Origin of the sequence: Thermus oshimai DSM 12092, from assembly GCF_000373145.1 — a bacterium.
GTDB classification, from domain to species: Bacteria; Deinococcota; Deinococci; order Deinococcales; family Thermaceae; genus Thermus; species Thermus oshimai.
In genome coordinates, this window is the sequence record NZ_KB890613.1 from 1 (window position 1) to 5,366 (window position 5,366).

Sequence of the window (5,366 nt, forward strand, 5' to 3'; positions counted from 1 at the left end):
AGGGCTTAAGGAAAGCCGGGTAATACCGAGATTCCCGATCCCTAGGGACCTTCAGGTCCACCTGGCCGAAGGTGGTCTCCAGCTTGCGGGGGTAGTAGCCGTTCCTGCGGCCTCCGTGCACCTGCAAGAAGGCCGTCCGGTCCAGCTCCAGAACCGTCTGCAGAACCTCGGCTACTGTCTCCCGCACCGCTTCCCTCAGCAAGATCCGCAGGGTATCCTGATCCAAGGGGCACCTCCTCCGTCTAAGGTGTGCCCCCCTATTAAACACAGACCCTTACACATAATTCCTTACACGACCCCTGTGGGCGATGGTGGGGGCCAGGTTTTTCGCCATCTTCCCCCAGTACCAGATCTCCTTATCCCCCTTCTTGGTCTCCCTGACCTCGAGGAAGTCCTTCCAGTCCTGGAGGACTTCCCCGTAGGTAGGGACTCCCCTCACCCACTTGGCGAACCAGGGTTGGACACCCCGGGAGCGCGGGGTGTGCCCCAGAAGACTCCTCAGATCTCCCTCGTAGTAGACATCGGCGTTGAGAGTGAGGGAGTCCAAGGCTTCCAGGGCCTCCCGCTCGAGGAGGTGGAGGTACTCCCACCCTACCCCCTCCAGGTCCTCCCCCTGGTTCTCCAGAATTGCCCGGATCGCCCAGGTGGGCAACCGGGTCTGGTGAGCCCAAGGACCACGGTCTCCTTCAGGTTCGGTGTCCTCCTCTAACTCTCCCAGAATCTCCCGAAGCGCCCGGACCGCTTCGGCGATCCGGGGCTCGTCCCAGTCGGGGTGCTCCCACCTGTCCCCGGGAAGAAGGGGGATTTCCTTCCCCCAGGGGGTGAGATATTTGTCCCCGCTTTGCTTCGCTACCCTAGCGGCCCGGGTGGCGATCATGCGCTTGACCTTCTCCCCGATCCGGGAAGAAGGCACCGCCACGCATATCTGCTTCCCCTGAGCTACGGCAAACGCCGCCGCCCAGAGGACCTTCTGGTTTATCTCCCCGCTAAACCAGAAGTCAACTCCCTCTCCCCGGGGATTAGAAACGACCCTAACGCGAATGCGCTGGCTCCACACGTCGTCCCCGGTAACCCGGATGGCAGGTTTATCCTCCCGCTTCCGCTTCCACCCGTGGCGTTCCGCGAGCCTCCGGGTGGCCTCCTCCAGGGCGACGAGGACCACCACCGCCACCGGAGAGCGGTCCCGGATCTCCCACGAGATCCCCCTCACCCAGACCTCGTGGGCCTCCCTCAAAAACTCCCCCTTCTCCGTGGGGTTGGCACGGAGGAAGGCGCCCAGAGCCCTAAGAGCCTCCTCGGGAGTCCTGGGCTCCCTCCCGAGGGTCTGCCGGATCCCCTTGGTCCACCTCTCTGCTTTCATGGCGTGTCCATTATACCATGTCAGTTGTGAAAGGTGGGGTTTACTTATCTCGTGGTTGTGATATACTGAAGCCGCCGAACAGGGGTCTTAGGACCACCTCTCGGCCTTCATGGTCGTCCGGGGGGAACCCCGGGCGTTTTTCTTAGGGGGTGAAAGGGGATGCCCTTCCTTCTGATCGGGGTCTTGACGGTATACACGCTGGCGTTGGCCCTCGGGAGTCCCGAGGTGTTCCGGAAAGCGTGGCTCTACGCCCTGGTCTACTACGGGGTGAGCGCCCTTGGAGACACCTGGACTACCCTGGAGGGGCTACGCCGGGGGTACCGGGAGGGCAACCCGCTCTACGCCCGGGCGCTCTCCTGGTCCCCTTGGGGGATTTTTCTGGTGGACTTTGGCCTTCTTTCCCTGAAGGTGGTGTTCCTCTCGCGGTTGGGTTTTGACCCCACGGTGGCCTACCCGGTGGCCTTCGTCATCGCCGGGCACGGGCACGCCGTGGGGTTTCTTTGGAACCTCGGGTTTGTGTTGCCTTTGAGGAAGTAGCCTTCTTTTTTCTCTTGGTCTGGGGCGGGCTTTAGCCCGCCCCGTGTTTTACTCCAACCGGATGAGGAGGTCTTCCCCTTCTCTGGAGATCTCCAGCCGTCCTGGCCTTCCCTTGTAGGCGAGGTAGGCCTCGGCCAGGGGATCGGCCACCAGGGACTCGATGGCCCGCTGGAGGTCCCGGGCCCCGAAGCGGGCGTCCACCCGGGAGAGGAGGAGGTCGTACACGCCATCGTCCACCTTCACCTCCAGGTAGGCCAGTCCGGCCTGCCGTCTCCAGTTCTCCAGGTAGCCCCGAAGGTGTCGTTCGGCGATCCCGCGAAGGGTCTTCTGGTCGAAGGGGCGGAAGGCTACCACCGTGTCCAGGCGGTTCACGAACTCGGGCCGGAGGCCCAACCCCACCAGGTGGCCCCGGAGGAGGTGGTCGGGCATCTCCCCTCTCCCCTCGAAGGCCTCCCGGGCCAGGAGGTTGGTGGTGAAGAGGAGGATGGCCTCCGGGGCGGAGGCCACCAGCCCCTTGGAGAGCTCCTGGAACCGCCCCTCGTCCAGGAGCTGGAGGAGGGGGTCTAAGACCGCGGGGTGGGCCTTCTCCATCTCGTCGAAGAGGAAGACCCCCTTGGGGTGGCGGGCCAGGTCTTCGTAAAGCCTCCCCGGGCGGTCGGAGCCCACGTACCCGGGCGGGGAGCCCACCAGGGCGGCCACGGTGTGGTCCTGGCCGTACTGGTTCATGTCGTAGCGGATCAGGGGGCGGCCCAGGGCATCCGCCAGGGCCTTGGCGAGCTCCGTCTTCCCGGTCCCGGTGGGCCCGGCGAGCATGACGGAAAAGGGCTTTTCCTTCCGGGAAAGCCCCGCCGCCTTCCGCTTGAGGCCCCTGACCACGGCTTCCACCGCGTGGTCCTGGCCGATGACCCTCCGCTTCAGGGCCTCCTCCAGGGCGGTGAAGTCCACCGCTTCGGTACCGCCGCTCACCGTCTTCTTGACCACCACGGGCCTTCCGTGTCCATGAACCCGGATGGGAGGACGGCGGTACAGGTCTAGGCCATAGAGCCCCGCGAGAACCCCGATGCCTCCCACGAGGGCCACGGTGAGGAGGGACGGATCTCCCGGAGCAAACCCCTTTCCCCAAAGAAGGTTGATGGCGGTAAGGACGATGTAAAGAAGCGCGGTTCCCGAGAGCGCTAGCCCGGAAAGCATGAGAAAGACGGCAAAGAGCCGCCTCAAAAGGAAGAAGGGACCTCCGGCGAAGATAGGGGGAATGCGCACCCCGGAGGCAAACCTCAAAAGGGGCTCCCGGTAAGTGTAGAGAAGCCAGAGGACGGCGATGGTCAGAAGGAAGATCTGCGCGTCCCGGTTTCCGAGGACGGCGGCCAAACCGAGAAGCCCCAAGAAACTGGGCCAGAACAAGACGATCATAGGGACCCCCGGTAAATTTTATCCCTTTCTGGCCCTAGGGCCGGAGACCTCGTGGAGGCCGTACTTGAAGGCCAGGGTGCGGGTTTCGAGGAGGCGGTCGGCGAGTTGGAGGGCGGCCTCGAGGCCCTTGCGTTCGTAGACCGCGAGGATAGCGCTCACCTCTCCCAGGTGGGCTGTGTACGCCATGGTGAGAAGGGAAGCCCCCTTTCCCCTAGAGTCCACCCCTTCCCGTTCCATGACGGCCAGGATGGGCCGCCACCCTCCCTGAGGGGCCCGGAAGACCTCCCGCTTCTCCAAGGAGGTTTCCCTGGATTCCTTCCCTTTCTTAAAGTTGCGGTTTAGCCCTTATTTAAGGGGTTTTCTTCCAGTCCCACTCCCCTGGATTCAGCCCCATTCAGGCCGGGTTGCGGTCCGCGTTGCGGTCCGCTTTTTGGAGTTTGTCCAGCCCCGGGGAGCGGGAAGAGGGAGGAGGAAGAAGGTGCCGGCCAGAGGGGGTAACCCACCCCCTGCACAGCCCAAACCCCTAACCAACTCCGCGGAAGTTTCCGTCTTCCAGACCGGTGCAGCGGCGGAAAAAGCCCTTTACGACCTCTATAACCGCCTCGGGCCTGTCCCGATGGGGGCTGTGGCCACACCCCTCTAGGCGGCAGAGCTCCACCCGTGGAGCTAAGCGGGCTATCTCCTCGATCTGGGCCATGGTCCCGTACTCGTCCCCGTAGCACTGGATCGCTAAAATGGGGGCCCGGATTTGGGGGAGGAGGTCGCGGATGTCCCAGGCGCGGAAGCGAGGATCCAGCCAGGCCTCGTTCCAGCCGAAAAAGGCGGAATCCGGGTCCTGGTGGTAGCGGGCTAGACGGGCCCTCAGATCCCCGGAAAGGTAGTTGGTTCGGGCCCTACGGATGCTCTCCAGGGTGACCTCCTCCACGAACACGTGGGGGGCCACCGCCACCAGGCCCCCCACGGCCTCCGGGAAGGTGGCGGCGTAGATGAGGGCGATGGAGCCTCCGTCGCTGTGCCCGTAGAACCAAAGGGGCTCCCCACCTAGGTCCAGGGCCTGGAAGAAGGCCGGGAGGAACTCCTGGGCCTGGCGGTGCATGAAGTCCGGGCCCCACCGCTCCTCGGGAGGACGGGGGCTGGAGCGGCCGTACCCCCAGCGGGAGAAGACCAACCCCCGGACCCCCAGGGCCCGGCAGAGCTCCTCGGGGAAGCCCCGCCAAAGGGCCACAGAGCCTAGGCCCTCGTGGAGGAAGACCCAAAGGGGTCCCGGGGCCTCGGGATTAACCCAGGCGTACTCGATGGTGTGACGGTATTCGGACCAGGTCACTTCCAAAAAGGGCATTCCCTTCCCCTCCTTCAAGCGGGGGCTACGCCGACCGTGCGCCCCCCATCCACGAAGAGCACCTGCCCGGTGATGAAGCGGGACTCGTCCGAGACCAGGAAAAGCGCCGCGTAGGCCACCTCTATGGGCTCCCCCACCCGCCCCAAAGGCGTGGCCTGGATGGCCTTCTCCCGCACCTTCTCCGGCACCTTGGCCGTCATCCGCGTCTCAATAAACCCCGGCGCCAACGCGTTCACCCGGATCCCGTACCGCCCCAGCTCCAACGCTAGGGTCCGCGTAAGCCCCACCACCCCCGCCTTGGAAGCCGCGTAGTTCGCCTGCCCCAGGTTCCCCAGGTACACCCGGCTTGCGGTAAGCACGATGCTCCCAGGGTTCCTCTCCCGCATGGCCGCGCTGGCCGCCCTGGCCACCAGGAAGCTCCCCGTAAGGTTCACCCGGAGCACCGCCTCCCAGTCCTCCAGGGGCATCTTCCAGTGGAAGTTGTCCCGGGTGATCCCCGCGTAGTGCACCACCCCGTCCAAACCCCCCAAAGCCTCCAGGGCCTTCCCGAACCCCTCCTCCACCGAGCGGGGGTCGGCCACGTCCATGGGAATGGCCAGGGCCCCCACCCCTTCCGCCGCCTCCCGGAGGGGGCCCTCCTCCAGGTCGCAGGCCACGAGCCTCGCCCCTTCCTTCGCGAAAAGCTCCAGGGTGGCCCGGCCGATGCCGTGGGCCGCCCCC

The 5,366-nt window shown here is 65.1% G+C and carries 7 protein-coding genes; 1 reads left to right on the top strand and 6 read right to left on the bottom strand.

Annotated elements, in window-relative coordinates; all coding sequences use genetic code 11:
- Both B043_RS0105515 and B043_RS0105520 read right to left on the bottom strand, forming a co-directional pair.
- The coding region (locus B043_RS0105515; RefSeq protein WP_026234141.1) for a transposase at positions 1–268 on the bottom strand (268 nt) is incomplete at its 3' end.
- Between the two features lie 6 nt (positions 269–274).
- Entirely contained in the window at positions 275–1,234 is a 960-nt protein-coding gene (locus B043_RS0105520; protein WP_155987404.1) for a hypothetical protein, read from the bottom strand.
- A gap of 351 nt (positions 1,235–1,585) precedes the next feature.
- Between B043_RS0105520 and B043_RS0105525 the strand changes: the two genes are divergently transcribed.
- A complete protein-coding gene (locus B043_RS0105525) occupies positions 1,586–1,897 on the top strand; it encodes a DUF5658 family protein (protein ID WP_245538883.1) in 312 nt (103 codons plus the stop codon).
- Positions 1,898–1,945: 48 nt separating this feature from the next.
- On the opposite strand, the gene B043_RS12505 is transcribed toward B043_RS0105525, so the two are convergent.
- From B043_RS12505 to B043_RS0105545, 4 genes are all read right to left on the bottom strand, one after another.
- Positions 1,946–3,265: an AAA family ATPase gene (locus B043_RS12505; protein ID WP_169335133.1), complete on the bottom strand. Its 1,320-nt coding sequence runs from the start codon at positions 3,263–3,265 to the stop codon at positions 1,946–1,948.
- A gap of 60 nt (positions 3,266–3,325) precedes the next feature.
- Positions 3,326–3,466, bottom strand: a complete 141-nt coding sequence (locus B043_RS13085; RefSeq protein ID WP_245538884.1) for a hypothetical protein — start codon at positions 3,464–3,466, stop codon at positions 3,326–3,328.
- 364 nt (positions 3,467–3,830) lie between these two features.
- Positions 3,831–4,646: an alpha/beta fold hydrolase gene (locus tag B043_RS0105540; RefSeq protein ID WP_018461250.1), complete on the bottom strand. Its 816-nt coding sequence runs from the start codon at positions 4,644–4,646 to the stop codon at positions 3,831–3,833.
- A gap of 14 nt (positions 4,647–4,660) precedes the next feature.
- A partial coding sequence (locus B043_RS0105545; protein ID WP_018461251.1) for an SDR family oxidoreductase occupies positions 4,661–5,366 on the bottom strand: 706 nt, incomplete at its 5' end.

Coding starts and splice junctions, on each gene's coding strand:
- B043_RS0105540 (WP_018461250.1), bottom strand. CDS start 4,646: ATGCCCTTTTTGGAAGTGACCTGGTCCGAATACCGTCACACCATCGAG.